The organism is Jannaschia formosa (genome assembly GCF_003340555.1).
GTDB classification, from domain to species: domain Bacteria; phylum Pseudomonadota; class Alphaproteobacteria; order Rhodobacterales; family Rhodobacteraceae; genus Jannaschia; species Jannaschia formosa.
This window is the reverse complement of record NZ_QPLJ01000009.1, coordinates 22,454-44,097: the sequence shown is the minus strand read 5'-3', so window position 1 is coordinate 44,097 and position 21,644 is coordinate 22,454. Positions and strand designations below refer to the sequence as shown.

At 70.5% G+C, this 21,644-nt stretch carries 21 protein-coding genes and 1 tRNA gene; 10 read left to right on the top strand and 12 right to left on the bottom strand.

Translation table 11 applies throughout. The features are described 5' to 3' along the window. Nucleotides 1–72: 72 nt before the first annotated feature. Both DR046_RS11345 and DR046_RS11340 read right to left on the bottom strand, forming a co-directional pair. Nucleotides 73–783, bottom strand: a complete 711-nt coding sequence (locus DR046_RS11345) for a response regulator (protein ID WP_115382500.1) — start codon at nt 781–783, stop codon at nt 73–75. Then, nucleotides 780–1,280 (bottom strand): MarR family winged helix-turn-helix transcriptional regulator, encoded by a 501-nt coding sequence (locus DR046_RS11340; protein WP_115382599.1) that lies wholly within the window; start codon nt 1,278–1,280, stop codon nt 780–782. The genes DR046_RS11345 and DR046_RS11340 overlap by 4 nt, the downstream gene beginning before the upstream one ends. Before the next feature lie 133 nt (nt 1,281–1,413). On the opposite strand from DR046_RS11340, the gene DR046_RS11335 reads away from it, so the two are divergent. Beyond that, nucleotides 1,414–2,283 (top strand): branched-chain amino acid aminotransferase, encoded by an 870-nt coding sequence (locus DR046_RS11335; RefSeq protein ID WP_115382499.1) that lies wholly within the window; start codon nt 1,414–1,416, stop codon nt 2,281–2,283. A 419-nt stretch (nt 2,284–2,702) separates the two neighbouring features. Continuing rightward, nucleotides 2,703–3,026 (top strand): DUF2794 domain-containing protein, encoded by a 324-nt coding sequence (locus DR046_RS11330; RefSeq protein ID WP_115382498.1) that lies wholly within the window; start codon nt 2,703–2,705, stop codon nt 3,024–3,026. A gap of 54 nt (nt 3,027–3,080) precedes the next feature. Here DR046_RS11330 and DR046_RS11325 read toward each other — a convergent pair. From DR046_RS11325 to DR046_RS11295, 7 genes are all read right to left on the bottom strand, one after another. Then, a tRNA-Pro gene (locus DR046_RS11325) sits at nt 3,081–3,157 on the bottom strand. A 74-nt stretch (nt 3,158–3,231) separates the two neighbouring features. Beyond that, nucleotides 3,232–4,206 carry a DMT family transporter gene (locus tag DR046_RS11320; RefSeq protein ID WP_115382497.1) on the bottom strand — a complete coding sequence of 325 codons (975 nt, stop codon included), beginning with the start codon at nt 4,204–4,206 and terminating at the stop codon, nt 3,232–3,234. 313 nt (nt 4,207–4,519) lie between these two features. Continuing rightward, nucleotides 4,520–5,623: a 3-isopropylmalate dehydrogenase gene (gene leuB / locus DR046_RS11315; protein ID WP_115382496.1), complete on the bottom strand. Its 1,104-nt coding sequence runs from the start codon at nt 5,621–5,623 to the stop codon at nt 4,520–4,522. 56 nt (nt 5,624–5,679) lie between these two features. After that, on the bottom strand, nt 5,680–6,588 hold the full coding sequence (locus tag DR046_RS11310; RefSeq protein ID WP_245190914.1) for an endonuclease/exonuclease/phosphatase family protein: 909 nt from the start codon (nt 6,586–6,588) through the stop codon (nt 5,680–5,682). A 92-nt stretch (nt 6,589–6,680) separates the two neighbouring features. Beyond that, nucleotides 6,681–7,487, bottom strand: a complete 807-nt coding sequence (locus DR046_RS24205; protein WP_245190913.1) for a hypothetical protein — start codon at nt 7,485–7,487, stop codon at nt 6,681–6,683. Nucleotides 7,488–7,764: 277 nt separating this feature from the next. Beyond that, complete coding sequence (gene leuD, locus DR046_RS11300) at nt 7,765–8,370, bottom strand: 3-isopropylmalate dehydratase small subunit (RefSeq protein WP_115382495.1); 606 nt, start codon at nt 8,368–8,370, stop codon at nt 7,765–7,767. 63 nt (nt 8,371–8,433) lie between these two features. Then, nucleotides 8,434–9,240 (bottom strand): DUF4198 domain-containing protein, encoded by an 807-nt coding sequence (locus DR046_RS11295; RefSeq protein ID WP_115382494.1) that lies wholly within the window; start codon nt 9,238–9,240, stop codon nt 8,434–8,436. Between DR046_RS11295 and DR046_RS11290 the strand changes: the two genes are divergently transcribed. Beyond that, nucleotides 9,239–10,411 (top strand): HupE/UreJ family protein, encoded by a 1,173-nt coding sequence (locus DR046_RS11290; protein WP_115382493.1) that lies wholly within the window; start codon nt 9,239–9,241, stop codon nt 10,409–10,411. The genes DR046_RS11295 and DR046_RS11290 overlap by 2 nt on opposite strands. Nucleotides 10,412–10,490: 79 nt before the next feature. On the opposite strand, the gene DR046_RS11285 is transcribed toward DR046_RS11290, so the two are convergent. Next, nucleotides 10,491–11,453: a DNA topoisomerase IB gene (locus tag DR046_RS11285; RefSeq protein WP_115382492.1), complete on the bottom strand. Its 963-nt coding sequence runs from the start codon at nt 11,451–11,453 to the stop codon at nt 10,491–10,493. A gap of 44 nt (nt 11,454–11,497) precedes the next feature. Next, nucleotides 11,498–12,100 (bottom strand): lytic transglycosylase domain-containing protein, encoded by a 603-nt coding sequence (locus DR046_RS11280; RefSeq protein WP_115382491.1) that lies wholly within the window; start codon nt 12,098–12,100, stop codon nt 11,498–11,500. 115 nt (nt 12,101–12,215) lie between these two features. On the opposite strand from DR046_RS11280, the gene DR046_RS11275 reads away from it, so the two are divergent. Together DR046_RS11275 and DR046_RS11270 are read left to right on the top strand one after the other, a co-directional pair. Beyond that, nucleotides 12,216–13,070, top strand: a complete 855-nt coding sequence (locus DR046_RS11275; RefSeq protein ID WP_115382490.1) for a lysophospholipid acyltransferase family protein — start codon at nt 12,216–12,218, stop codon at nt 13,068–13,070. A 140-nt stretch (nt 13,071–13,210) separates the two neighbouring features. Next, nucleotides 13,211–14,608 (top strand): L-serine ammonia-lyase, encoded by a 1,398-nt coding sequence (locus DR046_RS11270; RefSeq protein WP_115382489.1) that lies wholly within the window; start codon nt 13,211–13,213, stop codon nt 14,606–14,608. Nucleotides 14,609–14,770: 162 nt separating this feature from the next. Here DR046_RS11270 and DR046_RS11265 read toward each other — a convergent pair whose 3' ends face one another. Then, nucleotides 14,771–17,716 (bottom strand): L-glutamate gamma-semialdehyde dehydrogenase, encoded by a 2,946-nt coding sequence (locus DR046_RS11265; RefSeq protein ID WP_115382488.1) that lies wholly within the window; start codon nt 17,714–17,716, stop codon nt 14,771–14,773. A gap of 133 nt (nt 17,717–17,849) precedes the next feature. Here DR046_RS11265 and DR046_RS11260 point away from each other — a divergent pair, with 133 nt between their 5' ends. The 5 genes from DR046_RS11260 to DR046_RS11240 all read left to right on the top strand — a co-directional run bounded on the left by DR046_RS11260 (nt 17,850) and on the right by DR046_RS11240 (nt 21,487). Further along, nucleotides 17,850–18,338: an Lrp/AsnC ligand binding domain-containing protein gene (locus DR046_RS11260; protein WP_115382487.1), complete on the top strand. Its 489-nt coding sequence runs from the start codon at nt 17,850–17,852 to the stop codon at nt 18,336–18,338. A 176-nt stretch (nt 18,339–18,514) separates the two neighbouring features. Next, complete coding sequence (locus DR046_RS11255; protein WP_115382486.1) at nt 18,515–19,810, top strand: flagellin N-terminal helical domain-containing protein; 1,296 nt, start codon at nt 18,515–18,517, stop codon at nt 19,808–19,810. 111 nt (nt 19,811–19,921) lie between these two features. Next, nucleotides 19,922–20,296 (top strand): flagellar biosynthesis regulator FlaF, encoded by a 375-nt coding sequence (gene flaF / locus DR046_RS11250; RefSeq protein ID WP_115382485.1) that lies wholly within the window; start codon nt 19,922–19,924, stop codon nt 20,294–20,296. 1 nt (nt 20,297) lies between these two features. After that, entirely contained in the window at nt 20,298–20,702 is a 405-nt protein-coding gene (locus DR046_RS11245) for a flagellar biosynthesis repressor FlbT (RefSeq protein ID WP_115382484.1), read from the top strand. Continuing rightward, nucleotides 20,699–21,487 (top strand): DUF1217 domain-containing protein, encoded by a 789-nt coding sequence (locus DR046_RS11240; RefSeq protein WP_167767075.1) that lies wholly within the window; start codon nt 20,699–20,701, stop codon nt 21,485–21,487. The genes DR046_RS11245 and DR046_RS11240 overlap by 4 nt, the downstream gene beginning before the upstream one ends. Nucleotides 21,488–21,644 lie beyond the last annotated feature (157 nt).

Below are 21,644 nucleotides of genomic sequence, written 5' to 3'. Positions count from 1 at the left end.
CTTCGGAATCATGCCGGGGAGCGCGAGGGGTGACCGGCGCGACCCTGCGCAGCACCCCCTCGCCCCGCCATCTCAGTCGGGCGCCAGCATGTAGCCCTCGCCGCGCACCGTCTGCAGGTAGCGCGGCTGTTTCGGATCGCTCTCCAGCTTGCGCCGGAGGCGGGTGATCTGCACGTCCACGGCGCGCTCGTTGGTGCCGCCGTCGTCGCGGCCCAGGCGTTCGACCAGGGTGCTGCGGCTGACCGCCTCGTGCGGGGTCTCGGCAAAGATCCGCATCAGCAAGGTTTCGGTCGCCGTCAGCCGCACCGGCGCGCCGTCCTGCCAGAGCTCTCCGCGCTCCAGATCATAACGGACGGGGCCGAGATGCAGCATCTTCGGCATCGCGCCGCCGCCGCGCGGCGCGCGGCGCAGGATGGCCTTGAGCCGCAGCAGCAGCTCCTTCGGCTCGAAGGGCTTGGGCAGATAGTCGTCCGCCCCCGCCTCCAGCCCGGTGATCCGGTCCGAGGTCTCGCCCTTGGCGGTCAGCAGCAGGATCGGCATCTCCCGCGTCTCGCGGATCTCGGCGCAGAGGACGAAGCCGTTGTCGCCCGGCATCATCACATCGAGGATCGCGATGTCGAAGTCGAGCCCCGCCAGAAGCCGCCGCGCATGGTTCGCATCGCGGGCGGCGGTCGTCAGGTATCCGTTGCGCATCAGGAACTTCTGGAGCAGGGACCGGATCCGCTCGTCGTCGTCGACCAAGAGCACATGGACCTGGTGGCCCGGCACGTCGGCTTGGTTCATCGGTCCCCTTCCCTGGCGGCCGCGAAGACGCGGCGCAGTTCGGGGTCCATCATATGCTCAAGCACCTGGCGGAATCCAGCGACGGCCTCGGGGCCGGCCTCGCGGAAGGCGGCGCGCATCCGCGCACGCTGCGCGGTCGACAGCTCCGCCTCGAGCGCGGCGCCGGCCTCGGTCAGGTAGAGATGCCGCTCGCGCCGGTCGCGGGGGCCGACGCGGCTTTCGACCAGGCCGTCCTCGATCAGGGTGCGCAGGACGCGGTTCAGCGACTGCTTGGTCACCCCGAGGATGGCGAGCAGGTTCGTCACCGTCGTCCCGGGCGAGCGCTGGATGAAGTGGATCGCGCGGTGATGGGCGCGGCCGTAATCCATCTCGGCCAGGATGCGGTCGGGATCGGCGGTGAAGCCGCGATAGGCGAAGAACATCGCCTCGATCGCGCGCCTGAGCTGCGCGTCCGTCAGGAAGAGCAACGCATCGCTGTCGCTGAAATCGTCTGCCATCGTCACCTCTCTGTCCCGAAACTACGTCAGCCTTGTTGACATTCCAAGACCGGAAAGGTAGCGAAACGCACAATCCACGCAACATTATGTCCGGAGCGGGCATATCTGCGAAACGAACGGAACGGAGGAGACGATGGCAGGTTCCTATGCCGAACTCGACGGCAAGATCTGGATGGACGGCAAGCTGATCGACTGGGGCGATGCCAACGTGCATCTGCTGACCCACGCGATGCACTATGCCTCCGCCGTGTTCGAGGGCGAGCGGGCCTATTCGGGCAAGATCTTCGAGTCGCGCAAGCACTCCGAGCGCCTGCTCGAAAGCGGCCGCCAGCTCGACATGGAGATCCCCTGGACGGTCGACGAAATCGAGGCGGCCAAGTACGAGACCATGAAGGCCAACGGGCTGGAGGACGCCTATGTTCGCGTGCTGGCCTGGCGGGGCGCGGGCGAGGACATGGGCGTCTCGTCCCGGCGCAACCCGGTCCGCATGGCGGTCGCGACATGGGCCTGGGGCAACTACTACGGCGACGCCAAGATGAAGGGCGCCAAGCTCGACATCGCCAAGTGGAAGCGTCCCTCGCCCGAGACCGCGCCGAGCCATGCCAAGGCCGCCGGGCTCTACATGATCTGCACCATGTCGAAGCACGCCGCCGAGGCGAAGGGCTGCTCGGACGCGATGATGTTCGACTATCGCGGCTACGTCGCCGAGGCGACGGGCGCCAACATCTTCTTCGTCAAGGACGGCGAGGTGCACACGCCCGATCCCGACTGCTTCCTGAACGGGATCACCCGGCAGACCGTGCTGGGCATGCTGCGCGACCGCCAGATCAAGGTCCATGAGCGCCACATCATGCCGGAGGAGCTGGAAGGCTTCGAACAGTGCTGGCTGACTGGCACCGCGGCCGAGGTGACGCCGGTGGGGCAGATCGGCGACTACAATTTCGAGGTGGGCGCGATGACGCGCGACATCGCCGAGGCCTACGAGAAGCTGGTCCGGGCCTGAGGGGCGTCGGGCTCCGACCCACGGCGGGTCGGAGCCCTCGATCGGCAGACGCCCCGTCAGGAGGGGGTAGCGTCCCCGGTGCGGCACTCAGGGTGGGGGCAAGGGAAGCGCCGCGCCGGGGACTTCGAGCTTTCGCTCCTACGAGAACAGGTGTGACGGAGCGGCTGGGCGCTTCCGGGTCCGTCGCGTGATCCGTCGCGGGTGATTTCGCGGCGGGATCTGGGCGAGGTTAACGCGCCGGACGATCGGGTCGGCCCCCAGGGAGCGTCCGGGGATATCGGCCGTCATGTCGAGCGGTGGGGTCCGCCCGGTCCGCGGCGGCCTGTCGTGGTGGCTTCCGCGCCGCGCCGAGGCGATCGCACGAGTCACCGACGCATGACGGCGCTTGATCTGGCGCCTTCCGACCGTAACTGTAAAGCATGACGCCTGCGACGCCCTTGCCCGAGACCGTGCATTTCCACCGCACCGAGCTGGGCGTGATCCTGTCGCTCTACGGGCGGATGGTCGCCGCGGGCGAATGGCGCGACTACGGCATCTCCAGCCTGCGCGACGTGGCGATCTTCTCGGTCTTCCGCCGCACCGCCGAGCAGCCGATGTATCGCATCGAGAAACGCCCGAAGATGGCTGCGCGCCAGGGCCAGTATTGCGTCATCGGCATGGACGGCCGCATCCTGCGCCGCGGCCACGATTTGGCGACGGTGCTGCGCGTGCTGGAACGGAAGCTGATCCGCGTGGTCGACTAGCGAGACGTCGCCAATCGAGAGCCCGGAGCGGGCGCCTGGGCGGGGGGATCGTCATGGTCGGGCAGAGAGGATTCGAACCTCCGACCCCCTGCTCCCGAAGCAGGTGCGCTACCAGGCTGCGCCACTGCCCGACCGTGGGGGCGAGGTATCCTTCCCCGCCGCAAGTGGCAAGGGGGGATTGCGGCGGCCCGACCGTTCCGCGCGGTCAGGGCTCGGCCCGCGGCACCTCGCGCGCCTCGTCCGGCAGCAGCGGCGAGACCCGGAACGCCGTGCCCGTCTCGGGGCGGGAGCGGGTGCGCAGCACCGGCGAGTTCGCCGAGCGTCCGCGCCCCTCGCGCAGCACGATGTAGAGGCCCGAGACGATGATCACCGCCGCCCCGATCCCGGTCTGGAGGTCGATGGACTCCCCGAAGAACAGCCAGCCATAGAGCGCCGCCCAGATGATCTGGCTGTACTGCATCGGCGCGACCAGCACCGCGTCGGCGCGCCGGTAGGCCTGGATCAGGAACAGGCCCCCGGCGAAGGCCAGCACCGCCATCATCACCCAGAGCCCGAGATCCGGCAGCGGCATCGGCTGGTAGACGAAGGGCAGCAGGCAGCCCATCACGACGAAGTTCGCCACCAGCGGATAGAGCATCATCACCGCCGTCCGCTCGTCCCGCCCGATCTTGCGCATGACGACCGCCGAGAGGGCACCGAAGAACGCCGCCGCCAGCGCGCCGAGATGGCCGAGCTCCAGCTGCAGGTCGCCGGGGCGGAGGACGATCAGGACCCCGGCCAGCCCGACCACCACGGCGCCGGCCCGGTGCAGCCCGACCCGCTCGCCCAGGATCGGGATCGAGAGCACCGTGATCACCAGCGGCGACGCGAAGATGATCGCGTAGACCTGCGCCAGCGGCAGCACCGAGAAGGCGTAGAACGCCCCGAAGCCGGTGATCACCGCCGAGACGGTGCGCACCGCCGTCCACCACGGATGGACCGGGCGCAGCGTCCCCGGCTGCACGTCGCTCAGCAGCATCAGCGTCACCAGCGGGAAGGTAAACAGCGCGCTGAAGAACACGACCTGGAAGACGGCATAGCTGCCGCCCAGCAGCTTCACCGCGATGTCGTGGGTCGAGAACAGCGCGAAGGACAGCAGTGCCAGCGCGATGCCGAAGAGGGGGGAGTTGCGGTCGGGCATGGGTCTTCCGGTCTGCTGGCCGCGCCCGACCTCCCGACGGTGCGGCGCGTTTCGTCTGGCCCCCGCCTGAAGCGTTGGGCGATTCGATTGAATCGGTGAAGCCCCGAAACGCTCCCGAAAGGGCGATGCCCGGCACGGTCATCTGGGGCCGATATTGTCGTCCGGCGCTATAGCGCGCCCGGGACGGAAGGGGAAACGCGAAAGCGAGGCGCGCGCCTTCCCGCCGACGGGTCCGCGACCCGGAGCCTCCGAATGGGAACGGCCCGCCAGAGGCGGGCCGAGGGAGGGTCGACGAGGGCCGCGCGGCTCCGCGTCAGGCGGCGTCGAGCGCCGCCAGAACCGCGTCGCCCATGCCGCTGGTCGAGACAGGGCTGCCGCCCTCGGGACCCATCAGATCGGCGGTGCGGACGCCGTCCGCCAGCACCTTCTCGACCGCCGCTTCGATCAGGTCGGCGTTCTCGCCTTCGTCGAAGGAATAGCGCAGCGCCATCGCGAAGCTCAGGATGCAGGCGATGGGGTTGGCCTTGCCCTGGCCCGCGATGTCGGGGGCCGAGCCGTGGACGGGCTCGTAGAGCGCCTTGGGCCGGCCGTTCGCCATCGGCAGGCCGAGGCTGGCCGACGGCAGCATCCCGAGCGATCCGGTCAGCATCGCCGCGAGGTCCGACAGCATGTCGCCGAACAGGTTGTCGGTGACGATCACGTCGAACTGCTTGGGCCAGCGGGTCAGCTGCATCGCGCCCGCGTCAGCATACATGTGGCTGAGTTCGACATCGGGGTATTCGGCGTCGTGGATCTCCTGCACGACGTCGCGCCAGAGGATGCCGGATTCCATCACGTTGGCCTTCTCCATCGAGCAGACCTTGTTCGACCGTTTCCTGGCCAGCTCGAAGGCCGACCGCGCGACGCGCGCGATCTCGGATTCGGTGTAGCGCTGGGTGTTGATGCCGACCCGTTCGTTGCCTTCCTTGTGGATGCCGCGCGGCTCTCCGAAATAGACGCCGGAGGTCAGCTCCCGCACGATCATGATGTCGAGGCCAGCCACCACCTCGCGCTTGAGCGACGAGAAGTCGGCCAGGGCGTCGAAGCACTGCGCGGGCCGCAGGTTCGAGAACAGGTCCATCTCCTTGCGCAGGCGCAGCAGGCCGCGCTCCGGCTTCACCGAGAAATCCAGCTTGTCGTATTTCGGCCCGCCCACGGCGCCCAGCAGGACGGCGTCGACCTCCTGTGCCCTGGCCATGGTCTCGTCGGTCAGCGGGGTGCCGTGTGCATCGTAGGCGGCGCCGCCGACCAGATCCTCGGAGACGTCGAAGCTCAGGCCCCGGTTCGCGCCGAACCAGTCGATGACCCGCCGCACCTCGGCCATGACCTCGGGGCCGATGCCGTCGCCCGGCAGGATCAGGAGGGAGTGGGTCGCCATGTCAGGGGGCCTTTCGCTGGTTACGGCGCAGGGGTTACGCCGCTGCCCCCGGGGGGTCAAGGAAGCGCCAGGTCGACCCAGACCAGCCGCCCGCGGCTCGCGGCCGCGACCGCCTCGGCGCGCGGGTCCCCGGCGGCGGGCCAGTCCACGCCGGCACCCGCGACGGGAAGGGACCGCGCGGGCAGGACGTAGTCCAGCCGCAGCGGCCCCGGTCCGCCCAGATCGGCGGTATCGAGCGCCGGATCGCCGGCATGGCCCTCTCCGCCGCCGCCCATGCCGCGCGGGGCGGGGTCGCGCAGCTTCGGATGGGCGAGCAGGGCGGCGAGCGCGGGGCGCTGGCCCTCCCCGTCCCGAGGGTCGAGATTGGCGCGGCCAAGGACGACGGGAATCGCGGCGGTCCCCGCCAGTTCCGCCACGAAGGCCAGCTCGTCGGCGTTGCGGCGGCCGTTCCGGTCCTCGGGCCCGTCATAGATCGGGATGCTGGCGTTCATCGTCACCAGCGTCAGCTCGGTCGCCCCGACGTGCAGCGGCACGATCCATTGTGCGACGCTGGCGAGGGGCACCGTCTCCGCGGCCTCAAGCGGCAGCACCTCGGTCGGGATCGGGCCGCGTGCCGACCAGAGCGTATCCGAAAGGTCCTCGACCGGGCCGAGCGGGTGGCGCGACAGCAGCACCATGCCGCCATCGCCGGTGAAGCGGCCATAGCCCAGCGCGTCCCGCGCCTCGCCCAGGCGGCCGTTCCCGTCGAGGTCGAAGCCGCTGGGGCGCCCGGCATTGGGCGCGCGCGCGACGAGATGCGGATAATCGAGCCCGTCCTCGGCCAGCGCGGCGCGCAGGGCTTCGGCGCCGCGTGCGCTGTGGTCCCAGTCGACGTCGAGCAGAAGGATCACGTCGGCCCGCGCCGCGGCGATGACGTCGAGGACGGCCTGCGCCTGATCCTTCCGCCGCTCCAGATCGCGGAGCATGAGGCCGGGGCCCCTGCGGCTGAGCTCGGTATGGTAGGTCGCGACGCGCAGCGTCTCGGCCGAGGCGGGCGCGGCCCAGAGGGCGAGCGCGATCAGGCCGGCAGGAAGGCCGGATCCTCGTCGCCGCCGGGGCCGCCGTAGCGGCGGCGCTTCTGCGAGATCATCAGCGCGAGCCGCCGCATCGCGATGCCGCGCAGGAACAGCGAGGCGGGAAAGAATGCCCATAGCGCCATCGTCCAGACCAGCAGGAGATCGCTGTCGAGCATAGAGACCCCGTAGGATCGTGCGAGGAAGACCGCGATCGGTGGCGACACATATGGCAGGCAAAGTCCTAACCAGATGTTAACGGCGCCGTCGCGGTTGAGCCGCTTGACCACGTCGGCGCCCGCGGTGGGGTCGAAGGTGGGCAGGTTGATCCAGACGTTGAAGCTGCCGGTGGGCGAGGGCCAGTTGTTGAGCCGGATCATGATGGCGAAGACCGTAAGCCCCACCAGCGACACGAGATAGGCGATGCCCGCCGCCATGCGCACGATCTGCGCCTCGACGAGGCCGGTGCCCTCGGGCAGCAGCGACATCAGCAGGCGGATCGGCGAGAGCGGGAAGTCCATCGACTGGCCCAGCAGCAGGCCGAGCGCCTGGACGATGCGGGTCAGGGTCGAGGGCGTCTCCATCCCGCGGGTGGCGAGCGCGATCAGCAGGACCGAGAGGAACAGCATCGAGAAGCGGACGCGGTTGAAGGGCGGGGCGTCGCGGAACTCGATCAGGCCGGGATAGATCGCGGCGTATTCGACGAAGACGAAGGCGGCGCCGAAGATCGCCAGCAGCAGGATCGCGTCGGAGATCTGCGAGGAGGTGCCGCCGAGCAGCAGCGACGGCGTCAACAGGAGCAGGACGATCATGAAAGCCCGCGCCGTGGCGCCAGGAAGCTGCGATATCACTGCTATACCGATCCTCGTTGGCGGGGACGATCTTGCGCCGCTCCCCTTTCTTGTCCGACCCGCCTCGATAGGCGGCTGCCTCATTCTTGCCTTGAAGGTGCCTTTATTAACTTCGGCCCGCAAGTTGCTGGCGACCAACGGAATCCCATTGCGGGAATCCTGTGCCCGGAAAGCATCAGGCCCCCCTTCTGGATGAAGGGAGGCCTGTAATATCAGTGAGTTATAGAGTGACGTTAACCTAGACCCAGGGACGGGCCTGTTCCATACCGGTCTCGAAGCTGTCGATGGCCGCCGCCTTCTCCATCGTCAGGCCGATATCGTCGAGGCCGTTGAGCAGGCAGTGCTTCTTGAACGCATCGATGGCGAAGGCGTAGACGGTGCCGTCGGGGGCGGTGACGGTCTGCGCTTCCAGGTCGACGGTGATGCGGGCGTTGGCGCCGTTCTCGGCGTCCTTCATCAGAGCATCCACCTGATCCTGCGGCAGCACAATGGGCAGGATGCCGTTCTTGAAGCAGTTGTTGTAGAAGATGTCGGCGTAGCTGGGCGCGATCACGGCGCGGATGCCGAAGTCCAGCAGCGCCCAGGGCGCGTGTTCGCGCGAGGAGCCGCAGCCGAAATTGTCACCGGCGACAATGATCTGCGCGTCGCGCCAGGCGGGCTTGTTCAGCACGAAATCCGGGTTCTCGGAGCCGTCGTCGAGATAGCGCATCTCGTCGAAGAGGTTCTTGCCCAGGCCCGACCGCTCGATCGTCTTGAGGAACTGCTTGGGGATGATCATGTCCGTGTCGACGTTGATCAGGGGCAGCGGCGCGGCGATGCCGGTGAGGGTCTGGAACTTGTCCATGTGGGCTGAACTCCGGGGGTGATCCGCGGGTGATCCACGGGTGATATGCGTCCGACGTCGGAATTACCTCTCGGGGACGGCGAAGGTCAACGCGGCCCAGAAGGTCAGCCAGACGGGGTCGCGCGCCTCCACCGGCTCCTGCGGCAGCAGCGTGACGGAATCGAGCAGATACTCGTGGCCGGGCGCGACCGGCAGGACGGCGCTGCCCTCGGCATCGGCGGTGTGGAGCGTGACCTCGACCGCGCCTTCGGCGTCCTTCTCGAACATCTCGATCTGCGCCGCCGCCTTCGGCGCCCCGTCGAACAGGACCTGCACCGGCAGCCCGTCCGACAGGTCGTCGACATAGGGGTTCCTGCCCAGCACGATCTCGGCCCGCAGCCCGCGCACCGCGTCGGCCCCCGCCCCCTCGCCGACGGCGACCAGCGCCTTGGCGAAGCGGTAGTAGCCTTCGCGGAAGCCCTCTTCGGGCAGGCCCCGGTCGAGATGGGCCTGCTGGCCCCAGGCGAAATCCTTGTGGTCGGTGAACTTCACCCATTTCGCCCATTCGGTGTAGGTCACGTACTGCTCCCGCGTCTCGTGGATCAGCGTGACCAGCCCCTCGGGCAGGTCCTCGAGGACGACCGCGGGGTTGTCGCCCAGCCGCGCGGGGACCGGCGCCGCCGGCTTGTCGGCGATGTAGTCGAACCGGGCGGAGCGGTTGGGGATGTAGCTGAGCGCGGAGCCGGAGAGCAGCTCTCCGTTGCGGAAGGTGGCGGTCACGGTCCCGCCCGGCGGCACGGTGTAGTCCTCGGCCTCGATCCAGAACTCGTGCGCTTGCAGCGGCAGGGTGAAGATGCAGAGTGCGGCGAAGGTTTTCGAGAGGACGGTCATGGCAGGGTTCCTTTGGTTGGCGGGAAGGGTGCTGCTGGTCGCGTGGCTGTCAATGGGGCTGTCCGCCGCCGTCTCGGCGCATGAGGTGCAGCCCGCCGTGGCCGACGTCTCGGTCGGGGAGGCGCAGGTCGGGATCGTGCTGCGCATGGCGGTCGAGCCGGTGCTGGCCGGGATCGACCTGGGCACGGTGGACGATACCGACGGGTCGCCGCTGGGGTCGCGCAACGACGCGCTGCGCACCCTGCCGCCCGACGAGCTGGAAGCGGCGCTGCGGGAGGCGTGGTCCGGGATCGCCGCGCGGATCGCGCTGGTCTCGGACGGCGAGACGCTGGTGCCGGAGCTGGACGCGGTCGCCGTGCCGGAGGTGGGCGACGTGGAGCTGCGGCGCGACAGCACCCTGACCCTGTCGGCCGCGCTGCCGCCCGGGGAGGCGCCGGTCGTGCTGGGCTGGGACGAGAGCCTCGGCGCGCTGATCGTGCGGCAGGTGGACGAGGGCGCGACCTACGAGGTCTTCCTGACCGGGGGCGCGGCGACCGAGCCGATGCCGCGGCTGGGCGTGGCCGAGGCGCCGCTGGCCGACCTTGTGCAGCGCTACGTCCTGTCCGGCTTCGCCCATGTGATTCCCGACGGGATGGACCACATCCTGTTCGTGCTGGGCCTGTTCTTCTACGCGCTGGCCTGGCGGCCGCTGGTCTGGCAGGTCACTGCCTTCACGGTCGCGCATATGGGGACGCTGGCGCTGGCCACGACGGGGGCGATCACCGTTCCGTCGGACTGGATGTGGCTGGTCGAGACGGTCATCGCGGCCTCCATCGTCTGGATCGCCGTCGAGAACGTCCTCGGCCCCCACGAGCGGCGGATCGGCTGGGGGCGCATCGCGGTGGTCTTCGTCTTCGGCCTGGTCCACGGGCTGGGCTTCGCCTCGGTCCTGTCGGAGTTCGGGCTGGGGACGCAGGCGCTGCCCGCCTTCCTGTCCTTCGCGCTGGGGCTGGAGATCGGGCACCTGACGGTCATTGCGGTGGCCTACCTGCTGCTGGGCGCGCCCTTCGGCGGGACGCGGTTCTATCGTGCGGGCGTCGTCGTGCCCGGCTCGCTGATCATCGCCGCCATCGGGGCCTATTGGGTGCTGAACCGGATTGGCTGGGTCGGGGATGTGCCGCTGCTGACCTGAGGCCGTCGCGAGGGCGAGGACGCCGTCGGGCCAGAGCGCGTGGCGCTGCGCGGGGCGCGCCGGGGCGGATCGAAGGCGGTCACTTCAGCAGGGCGAGCAGGGCGCGCTCGCCCTGGCGCAGGCCGGAGGGGCCGTCGGGCACCTTCAGGTCCTGCCAGTCGGAGGCCAGCGCGATCACGTCGGGGTGGACGTAGCTGTTGCGGGCGATGGCCGGCGTGTTGTGCAGCGTCTTTGCGGCGGCCTCGGTCATCGCCCGGATGGTGACGGAGGGGCCCTCGGCGCGGGCCGCCTCCAGCGCGGAGACGGAGCCGTTCCAGGTGCGGAAGGTCTTGGCCGTGGCGCCCTCCAGCCCCGTGACCTCGTGCAGCCACTCGTTGACCTGGTCGGCGTGGATCTGGCGCGGGGTGCCGCCGTCGATCCATTCGAAGACCGGCGCGCCGGGCAGGTCCGACAGCGCGTGGAGCGCGCGCGCGAGCGTCCGGTCCGAGACCTGGCGGCGGACGCGCTGCCCGCCCTTGGCGCGCCAGTCGAGGCGCAGACCGTTGTCGTCGAGCCGCAGGTTCCGGGCGCCGAGCGTCGTCGCGCCCTGGGTCCCGTTCTCGGCCAGCGCGGCCTCGGAGCCGATGCGGATCGAGCTGCGGTCGATCAGGCGCAGCAGGGCGGCGATGGCGAAGTCCCGCTCGCCCGCCTCGCCCTGGAGCGCCGCGGCGATGCGGCGGCGCAGGCCGGGCAGCGCGGCGCCGAACGGGGCCAGCAAGTCGAACTTGGTGGCGGCGCGCCAGGCGGCCCAGTCGGGATGGTAGCGATACTGCTTGCGCTCGCGGGCGTCGTAGCCGGTCGCCTGCAGATGGCCGCGCTTGCGGGGGCTGATCCAGACCCTCTCGTAGGCGGGGGGGACGGCCAGCGCCTCGATGCGCGCGCGCTCGTCCTTGTCGTCGATGGTGGTGCCGTCGGGGGCGCGGTAGCTCCAGCCGCGCCCCGCCCGCCTGCGGGCGATGCCGGGGCGGTCGTCGGGATAGTATATGAGATCGGGCTCGCGCACGTATGGGAACGCGCGGGCGGGCCGATTCGGTTCCCCGGGGGGACTCAGCCGGTGCAGGTCTCGGCGCGAACCAGCCGGGAGAGCCCCTGCGCGGGGGTGCAGGCCGGTTCGGGCGGCAGGACGTTGCCGGCCTCGTCGAGCGGCGGCATCTGCGCCTCGCCCCGGTCGACGCGGTGCCAGAGATTGCCGCGCAGCCCCGTCTCCTGCAGCAGGCCCTTGCGCTTGGCCTCGTAGTAGTAGCCGCGGGCATACCACATCATCGCCTCCTGCTCGTCGCCATCGGCCACCATCCAGGCGCCGCGCAGGTAGCGGGTGGAATACTTGAGGGCAGTGTCGGCATCCAGCAGGCGCGAGGGGCTGCCGGAGAAACCCATGCTTTGCGCGGTGGCGGGAAGGATCTGCATCAGGCCCCAATAGGGACCGTTGCGGGCCCCGGCGCGGTAGTCGCTCTCGCGCTGGATGACGCGGTGGACCAGGGTGCGGGGCAGGTCGTAGTGGTCGGCCCATTTGTTGACCAGGGCGCGGGTCTCGGGCGTCTCGCCGGGGAAGAGCGGCAGGCTGTGGCGCGCCTGGGTGGCGGCCTGGGGCTCGGGCGTCGCGACGCAGGCGCCGAGCACGAGAAGAAGAGGTAAGAGGAGACGGACCATCTGGGGCGCTCTTGGCGGTTGCGACTGGCGGCTGTCGTAGCGGCGGGGCGGGGCGCCGGGCAAGCGGGTCGTCCGCGGCCTTGCGGAAACCCGCCGGTTGGGCCACGGGAGGGGGATGCAGGACCTCTCCTATAGGGTGCAGGCCGGGGCGCTGCGCGTGCTGCTGGCGCTGGTCGCGGTGCTGCCTCTGGCGCGGCGGCGCGCGGTTGTGGGCCGCGTGACCGAGGCGCTGGTGCGCGCGACGCCGCTGCGCCGGCGCGCGGAGCGGAACCTGAAGCTGGTCTGGCCAGCGATGGGCAAGGCGGAGCGGGACCGGCTGATCGCGCGGATCGGGCGCAACGCGGGGCGCACCCTGACCGGGATCTGGTTCAACCGCGACCTCGCCGCCGAGGCCGAGGCGCTCCCCGTCGAGGGGCCGGGGCTGGAGGTGCTGCGCGCCGCCCGCGCCGAGGGGCTGGGCGCGCTGATCGTGTCGGGCCATTTCGGCGAGTGGGAGGCGATCCGCCACGTGCTGCGGCGCGAGGGGATGGAGACCGGGGCACTCTATCGGCCGAACAACAATCCCTATTACGAGCCAATCTTCCGCGCGGGAATCGAGCTGGGCGGCCAGCCCATCGTGCCGAAGGGCGCGCAGGGGATGCGGGTGATGCTGAAGCACCTGCGCGGCGGCGGGTTCATGGCGATCCTCGCGGACCAGCATCTGCGCGACGGGGCGGTGCTGGACTTTCTCGGCCATCCGGCGACGACGACGCTGTCGCCTGCCGAGCTGGCGCTGCGCTACGGCGTGCCCCTCGTGCCCGCCTTCGCGCCCTGGGAGGAGGGGCGGCGGCGGATCGTCGTCGAGGCGCCGATCGCGCCCGGGACGCCCGAGGCGATGATGGCGGAGTTCAACGCGCGGCTGGGTGCCTGGGTGGAGCGGCACCCCTCGCAGTGGCACTGGCTGCACGACCGCTGGAAGCGCTACGCCTGACCCGGGCGGCCTCCGGTCGACCGGAGGTCCGTCGCGGGCGCGCCCGCGACGGCGCCTGCCGCAGATGTGTCGCAATGGCCTGATGCGCCGGGCGCCCGGATCGGGCATTGAGGCCCGGCGCAGCGCTGCGGAGGCCGAGCATGTTCCTGTCCATCTTCGACATCTTCAAGCCAGGCATCGGCCCGTCCTCGTCGCACACGATGGGGCCGATGGTGGCCGCCGCGCGCTTTCTCGAGGCGCTGCGTACCGGCGAGCGGGAGCCCGGGGCGGGGGCGCCTGCGCGGCTGGAGGCGTCGCTGCACGGGTCGCTGGCCTTCACCGGCAAGGGCCATGCGACGGATCGTGCGGTGCGGCTGGGGCTGCTGGGCTTCGACCCGGCGACCGTGGACATGGACGAGGCCGAGGCCGCGCTGGCGCGGCTGGCGACCGAGAAGGTGGTGCGGCCCGAGGGCCTGCCGGAGATGCGTTTCGACCCGGAGGCGGGGGTGATCTTCGACTATGACCGGGTGCTGTCGGGCCATGCCAACGGGATGATCCTGCGCGCCTTCGACGGGGCCGGGCATCTGGCGCTGGAGGAGGTCTACTATTCCGTCGGCGGCGGCTTCGTCGCCACCGAGCGCGAGTTGCACGCCCCCGGCGACCTGCGGTCCGAGAAGACCGCCCACGGCTATCCCTTCCCCTTCGGCAGCGCCGCCGAGATGCTGGAGATGGGCGCGGCCCACGGGCTGAGCATCGCGCGGATGAAGTGGCGCAACGAGGCGGTGGCCGTGCCCGAGGCGGAGCTCGGGGCCCGGATCGACGCGATCTGGGAGGCGATGGACGGCTGCATCGACCGGGGGCTGGAGCAGGATGGCATCCTGCCCGGCGGGCTGAAGGTCAGGCGCCGGGCGAAGGCGATCCACGAGCAGCTGCGCGCCGAGGCGGGGCGCAATCAGGTGCAGCCGCATGTCGTCAACGACTGGCTGTCGGTCTACGCCATGGCCGTCAACGAGGAGAACGCCGCCGGGGGGAAGGTCGTCACCTCGCCCACCAACGGCGCGGCGGGCGTGGTGCCCGCCGTCATCCGCTACTACCGCGACCACTGCATCGGGGCCTCGTCCGAGGGAATCCGGACCTTCCTGCTGACCGCCGCCGCGGTGGGCGGGCTGATCAAGCACAATGCCTCGATCTCGGGGGCGGAGGTCGGTTGTCAGGGCGAGGTCGGGTCGGCCTCGGCGATGGCGGCGGCGGGGCTTTGCGCCGCGCTGGGCGGGACGAACGCGCAGGTCGAGAACGCCGCCGAGATCGCGCTGGAGCATCACCTGGGCATGACCTGCGACCCGGCGGCGGGGCTGGTGCAGGTGCCCTGCATCGAGCGTAACGGGCTGGGCGCGATCAAGGCGGTCTCGGCGGCCTCGCTCAGCCTGCGCGGCGACGGCAGCCATTTCATGCCGCTCGACAACTGCATCGAGGCGATGCGCCAGACCGGGCGCGACATGGACGGGCGCTACAAGGAGACGTCGCAGGGCGGGCTGGCGGTGAACCTGCCGGAATGCTGAGGGTGCGGCTGGCTGGCGGCTCGTCACCGCCAAGCTGACGGGGGCGCTGTCGGGACGGGGGAGGGGGGCTCTGCCCCCCGCGCCTGCGGCGCCCCCCCCGGAGTATTTCCGGCCACAGGAAGAGGCCGGCGATTTTTCTCGGCAGGGCGCGGCAGGGCGGGGTCAGCCCGCCTCTGCCATCGCGATCAGGCTCGCATTGCCGCCCGCCGCCGTGGTGTCGGTCGAGACGACCCGCTCGGCGCAGAAGCGCTGCAGGTAGAGCGGGCCGCCGGCCTTGGGGCCGGTGCCCGACAGGCCATGGCCGCCGAAGGGCTGGCTGCCCACGATCGCGCCGATCTGGTTGCGGTTGACATAGATGTTGCCCGCCGTCGCCCGCGCCGTGACATGGGCGATGGTCGCGTCGATGCGGGAGTGCAGGCCGAAGGTCAGGCCGTAGCCGGTGGCGGCGATCTCGTCGAGGACCCGGTCGAGCTCGGCGGCCCTGTAGCGCTTGATGTGGAGGACGGGGCCGAAGACCTCTTCGGTCAGGAGGTCGTCGCGGGGCAGTTCGATGATCGTGGGGGGCAGGAAGCGGCCGTCGGGGGCATCGCCCTGAAAGGTGACGCGGTGGTTCGCGACATGGGTCCGGAGGCGGGCCAGCGCCGCGTCGTCGATGATGGGGCCCATGTCGGTCGCCGGGTCCATCGGGTCGCCGAGGCGCAGGGTCGCGGCGGCGCCCGCGATCATCGCGATCATGCGGTCGGCCACGTCCTCCTGCACGTAGAGGATGCGGCAGGCGCTGCACCGCTGCCCGGCGGAGCGGAAGGCGGAGGTCACGACGTCGTCGGCCACCTGTTCGGGCAGGGCGGTGGCGTCGGCGATCAGGGGGTTGATGCCGCCGGTCTCGGCGATCAGCGGGACGATGGGGCCGTCCTTGGCGGCGAGTGCGCGGTTGATCGCCTTGGCCGTCGCGGTCGAGCCGGTGAAGGCCACGCCCGCGACGCGGGGATCGTCGATGAGCGCCTTGCCGACCTCCGGCCCGCCCGGGCAGAGGACCAGCGCGTCGGCGGGGACGCCCGCGCGGTGGAGGAGGGCCACGGCCTGCGCCGCGATGCGCGGGGTCTGGGGGGCGGGCTTGGCGACGACGGTGTTGCCGACGGCGAGCGCCGCCGCCGTCTGGCCGAGGAAGATCGCCAGCGGGAAGTTCCAGGGCGCCACCGTCACGAAGGCGCCGCGGCCGGTGGCCTGCCAGAGATTGCGCTCTCCGGTCGGGCCGGGAAGGGCGCGGGGCTGGCAGAGCGTCTCGGCCTCGTCGGCGTAGTAGCGCAGGAAGTCGACCGCCTCTCGGATCTCGGCGATGCCGTCGTCGACGGTCTTGCCCGCCTCGCGGGCGAGCGTCGCCATCAGGGGCGCGCGGTTCTCCTCCAGCAGGTCGGCGGCGCGGCGGAGGGCCTGCGCGCGGGTCTGGACCGGGGTCGCGGACCAGGCGGGGTAGGCCTTGGCCGCGCGGGTCATGGCCTCGGCGGGGTCGACGGGCGCCGGCTCGGACGCTTCGGGCGCGGCCTGCATGGCGGCGGCGAGGGCGTCGCGCTCGGCCCGGGCGCCGAAGGTGATGCCCTTCGAGTTCTCGCGCGGGGCAAAGAGCGCGCCGGGCAGGGTGATGCGCGGGTGCCGGGGCTTCTCGCGCAGGTCCTTCGGCATCTCGAGCAGCGAGTCGATGGGCACGTCGTCGTCGCCCGCCAGCGCCACGAAGCTGGTCGAGGCGCCGTTCTCCAGCAGGCGCCGGACCAGATAGGCCAGCAGGTCGCGGTGCCCGCCGACGGGGGCGTAGATGCGGCAGGGCGTGTCGTCGAACTTGCGCAATGTCGCATAGAGCGCCTCGCCCATGCCGTGCAGGCGCTGGAACTCGAACCCGTCCTCCTGCCCCGTCCGGGCGGCGTGGTCGAGGATGGCGCCGATGGTCAGCGCGTTGTGGGTCGCGAATTGCGGGTAGAGATGCGGGCGCAGCGCAAGCATCCGCTCTGCGCAGGCCATGTAGTTGAGGTCGGTCACGGCCTTGCGGGTGAAGACGGGGAAGTCGTCCTGCCCCTCGACCTGGGCATGCTTGACCTCGCTGTCCCAATAGGCGCCCTTGACGAGGCGCACCATCAGGGTCTGGCCGTTGTCGCGGGCCATGGCGGCGATGCGGTCGATCACCGGCAGGGCGCGCTTGCCATAGGCCTGGATGGCGAGGCCGAAGCCGTTCCAATCCCTCAATCTTTCGTCCCGGAACGTGGTTTCGATGACGTCTAGCGACAGCTCCAGCCGCTCCTGCTCCTCGGCGTCGACGGTGAAGTTGAGATCGAAGGCCTTCGCCTGAGCGGCGAGATCGGCCAGAACCGGCACCAGCTCGGCCAGCACGGCCTCGGTGTTGCGCGGCTCGTAGCGGGGATGCAGCGCCGAGAGCTTGACCGAGATGCCGGGGCGGTAGGGCAGCGGGCGGTTGCCGGCGGCGCGGCCGATGGCCTTGATCGCCTGCGCGTAGGAGGCGGCGTAGCGGCGGGCGTCGTCCCAGCTGCGCGCGCCTTCGCCCAGCATGTCGTAGGAATGGAGCGCGCCCTTCTGCTCGTTCTCGCGGGCGCGCTTCAGGGCGCCCTCGATCGATTCGCCCAGCACGAACTGATGGCCCATGAAGCGCATCGCCTGCTGCACGCCGGCGCGCACGGCGGGCGCGCCGATGCGCCGGGTCAGCCCGGTCAGCACGCCCTGCACGGTGTCGCCGGGACGCAGCAGGCGGGAGCTGATGCCCAGCCCCCAGGTCGCCGCGGAGACCAGCCAGGCCTCCGACGGTTCGTGCCCGTCCCAGTCGCCCTGGCCGATCTTGTCGGCGATCAGCGCGTCCTGCGTCGCGCGGTCGGGCACGCGCAGCAGCGCCTCGGCCATCGCCATCAGCGCCAGCCCCTCGCGGGTGGACAGGTCGTAGTCGCGCAGGAAGTCCTCGAGCCCGCCGATCCGGGTATGGGCGGCGCGGATGCCCTCGATCAGGCGGCGCGCGGTCTTGCGGGCCGCCTCGCCGGGCAGGGCATGGCGCATGAGCGGCGCGATCAGCGCCTCGTCCGGCGGGGCGTAGGGGGCGGAGAAGGGGGGCATGGGACGGTCCGAATCTCGTTGACGGGCGGAGCGTAGCGCGACGGGGACCGCGTGTCTCACCGAAGCGCAGGTGGAACCGGGGGCGCCGCGGTGGTATGCGCGGTGGTGGGGCCTTTTGGCGGAGGATCACACCGTGAGCGATGCGCTTGACCGGCAGGATCGGCTCATCCTGCACCATCTGCAGCGCGATGCGCGGATGCCTCTGACGACCCTGGCGGAGCATGTCGGCCTGTCGCCCAACGCCACCGGCGAACGGCTGCGCCGGCTGGTGCGCGACGGGGTCGTGACCGGGTTCCACGCCCGGCTGTCGCCCGAGGCGCTGGGGCGCGGGCTGACCGCCTTCGTCGAGGTCAAGCTGGAGCGGACGGACAGCGACGTCTTCGCCGCCTTCGCCGAGGCGGTGCGGGACGCGCCCGACATCGAGGAATGCCACATGGTCGCGGGCGGCTTCGACTACCTGCTGAAGACGCGGCACCGCGACATGGCGGCCTATCGCGCCTTCCTGTCGGATACCCTGCTTCGCCTGCCCGGCGTACGCGAGACCCATACCTATCCGGTCATGGAGGAACTGCGCGCCGATTTCGGGCCGATGCTGCCCGCGCCGCGCGGTGCGGGAGGCTGAATCGCTCGAATTGCCAGCAACTTCGCCCGGCCCGTTAGGGATCGCTTAAGCCCGGCTGCGTATCCAGAGCCCGCCGAGAACGGCGCATGGGTCCACCCCCGAAGACAGAATGTCATGTCGTCCGCATGTCGCGGGCCCCCTCCGTCCGCGAAGCGGGCACAGTCAAAGGAACGAACATGTCCAGCATTCTGACGAACAACGGCGCGATGGTCGCGCTGCAGACGCTGCAGTCGATCAACAAGAACATGGGCAAGACCCAGTCGGAGATCTCGACGGGCAAGTCCGTGGCCAACGCCAAGGACAATGCCGCCGTCTGGGCCATCTCCAAGCAGATGGAATCCGACGTGAAGGGCTTCAAGGGCATCCAGGAAAGCCTGGCCCTCGGCGAATCCACCGTCGCCGTGGCGCGCAACGCCGCCGAGACGGTCACCGACCTGCTGACCGAGATCAAAGGCAAGATCGTCGCCTCGCAGGAAGAGAACGTCGATCGCAAGAAGATCCAGGCCGATGTGCAGGCTCTGCGCGACCAGATCGGGTCGGTCGTCGGTGCCGCGCAGTTCAACGGCCTGAACCTGCTCAACAATACCGAAACGGATGTCGACTCGCGCAATGTCAACGTGCTGTCGTCGCTGGATCGCTCCGGCTCCGGCGTGGCCGCGTCCAATATCAGCGTGGCCAAGCAGGACCTCGGAACGGCCGACGCCGTGGCCGGGACCACGGGAAGCGACGTGTCCGTCAACAGCGCCGGCGTCGCGGTCGGTGCCACCGCGCAATTCGCGACCTTCGACGGTGTCGGCGCGAATGACGACCTGATTGCCGGGGCATCGTTCAAGGTCACCGGGGGCGCAGGCGCCAACTTCGAGGGTGACGACTCGGGCGATACGTTCGATTTCTCGGCGGACGTGGTCTACGTCGCCCGCGACGGCGACACGTTGAACGACGCGATGACGAACATGGTCCAGCGCCTAAACTATCAGGCCAAGGCCGATGGTCTGCAAGTCACGTTCTCGCTGAACGAGACGAATACCGGCCAGATCGACTTCACCAACAACTACGACGAGGCGATCTCCGACAGCAACAGCGTCGTCGAGCAGTCGGACGTCACGGACCTCGCCACGCTGAAGACCGAGGCGGACGGCACGGTCGGCGGCGGGCTGGAACTCCTCGACGAGTTCGACGTGACGACCGACGAGGGCACGGAGGCCGCGCTCGAAGGCATCGAGGGCCTGATCCAGAAGTCGATCGACTCGGCCGCGGCCTTCGGTTCGGCCCAGGGCCGCATCGAGACGCAGTCGGACTTCGTCTCGAAGCTGACCGACTCGCTGACCTCCGGCATCGGCGCGCTGGTCGACGCCAACATGGAAGAGACCTCGGCCCGTCTGCAGGCGCTGCAGGTCCAGCAGCAGCTCGCGACCCAGTCGCTGTCGATCGCCAACCAGGCCCCGCAGTCGATCCTGTCGCTCTTCCGGTAAGGCCGGAGGCGCCCCGATCCCGCGGGACCGGGGCGCCATCGCCGGGGCGGGCCGGACCCGCCCCGCATCGCCGTCGAAGCACGGCTCGACCTGCAGAAAGTGACATCTTCGATGCTGAACGTGCATGCCGCGGCTGCGGAGGCCTATGGAGCCCTCGACGCCCGCATCGTCGACCCGACCCGAGCCGAGGCGCTGGTCTTCGCCAGGGTCACCCGCCGGATGGAGGCCATCGCCGCCGATCCGTCGACCCCCTTCTCGGCGCGCGTTGCCGCGCTCCACGACAATCGCCGCCTCTGGCACGCGGCCGCCGCGGCCCTGGCCGACAGCTCGAACGAGCTGCCCGTGGAGTTGCGCGCGGGGCTGCTGAGCCTCGCCTCCTTCGTCGAGCGCCAGACCAGCGCGCTGCTGCGCGGGTCCGGCGACATCACGATCCTCTGCGAGATCAACCGCCGCGTCGTCGGCGGCCTGTCTTACGGGGCGCGCTGACATGGCCGGCCTGATGCTGAAATTCCCGCCCGGTGACCGCATCTCTCTCAACGGGGCGGTGATCGAGAATGTCGGGCGCGCGGCGCGGCTGCGGCTCCTGACGCCGGGAACGCAGCTTCTGCGGCTGCGCGACGCCATCGACCCGCGCGAGGCCGACACGCCGGTCGGCCGGTTGTGCCACGCGCTCCAGCTGGTCCTGGTCGGCGACGGCGATGCCGAGGCGGCCCGCAGCGAGGCGCTGGCCGCGCTGCCGCCGCTGCGCCACGCCTTCGTCGATGGCGGCGACCGGGCCTGCATCGACGAGATCGGCGCCCATCTGCGGGAGGCGCGCGACTACCAGGCTCTGCGCGCCCTGACCCGCCTGCGCCAGCGGGAGGCCGCGATCCTGCAGCGGTACTCCGCGTGACCTACCAGCCCTTCGTCCCGACGGGCGGACTGGCTGGCTGGCGCTACCTGCAAGGCACGCTCGCCACCCAGAAGGCCGCCTTCGAGCGGTCCGCGCTGGTGCAGCGGGATCTCGACTACTTTGCCGAGAACATCGGCTCGGTCCGGACGGCGGAGGACCTGGTCCGGGACTTCCGCCTGCTCTCGGTCGCGCTGGAGGCCTTCGGCCTGTCCGAGGACCTGGGCAGCAAGTTCCTGATCCGCAAGGTGCTGGAGGAGGGGACGATCGACCCCGACGCGCTGGCCAACAAGCTGAGCGACCGGCGCTACCGGGAATTCTCGAAGGCCTTCGGCTTCGGCGACTTCCCGGTGCCCAACACGGTGCTGAGCGATTTCCCCGACAGGATCGCGGCGCGCTACACCGACCAAGCGTTCGAGCGGGCGGTGGGCCGGTCCGACGAGTCGATGCGCCTTGCGCTCAACGCCCAGCGAGAGCTTGGGAAGGTCGCCGAGGGCACCGCCTCGGAGCGCACCAAATGGCTGACCATCATGGGCACCCCGCCCCTGCGCAAGGTGCTGGAGGGGGCGCTGGGCCTGCCGCTGAGCTTCGGGGCGCTGGACCTCGACAGGCAGCTCGAGGTGTTCCGGGACCGCAGCCGCCAGGCCTTCGGCGCCGAGACCGTCGGCGACCTCGTCGCGCCCGACACGCTGGATCGGATCCTCGACCGCTACACGGCCCTTTCGGGGCTCGCCGAGTTCGGCGGCGGCGCGTTCTCGCCCGCGCTGGTGTTGCTGCGCGGCTTCTGACCCGCGCCGGCCCGCCGGGCGCGGTCTTCGCAGTGCGCCCTGGGCCTTGCATCCGGACCGGGTCCGGCGCGCTGGACCGGGGCGGATGCACGGGGCGATATGGGACGGCCGGGCAGGACCGTCGGGTCCGCGGCCTGCGTCCAGGCCGGCGCCGTCG